This window comes from Paraburkholderia sp. SIMBA_027 (genome assembly GCF_046535315.1).
In the GTDB taxonomy this organism is placed as follows: Bacteria; Pseudomonadota; Gammaproteobacteria; order Burkholderiales; family Burkholderiaceae; genus Paraburkholderia; species Paraburkholderia tropica.
Map to the genome: position 1 here is coordinate 1 of NZ_JAWRWY010000144.1, position 400 is coordinate 400.

General features: G+C 57.0%; 1 protein-coding gene. It reads right to left on the reverse strand.

All coding sequences use genetic code 11. The features are described 5' to 3' along the window. Positions 1–279: Asd/ArgC dimerization domain-containing protein (locus tag SB764_RS38515; RefSeq protein WP_410866536.1), on the reverse strand; the 279-nt coding region annotated here is incomplete at its 3' end. Positions 280–400: the final 121 nt, after the last annotated feature.

Below are 400 nucleotides of genomic sequence, written 5' to 3' on the forward strand. Positions count from 1 at the left end.
AACTGCGGTGCAGGTGACCTTGATCTTCGGGTCGAGCATCTTCTTGGTTTCGGCCAGAACCTTCCACTCTTCCTTCGTATAGCCGTCTTCCATGAAGCTATCGATATGTGGAATGACGTTGAAGGCGATGCGCTTGGTGAACTTCTTGGTTTCGACCGGATCGGCCACGAAGACGGCGCGGGTCTGCTGGAACAGCTCGTCCATGCCTTCCTTGCCGGCGCCGGAAACAGACTGATAGGTGGAGACAACGACGCGCTTGATCTTGGCGAAGTCATGCAGCGGCTACAGCGCGACAACGAGCTGGGCCGTGGAGCAATTCGGGTTGGCGATGATGTTCTTGCGGGTAAAGCCCTCGACGGCATCGGCATTAACTTCCGGCACGATCAGCGGAACGTCCTGA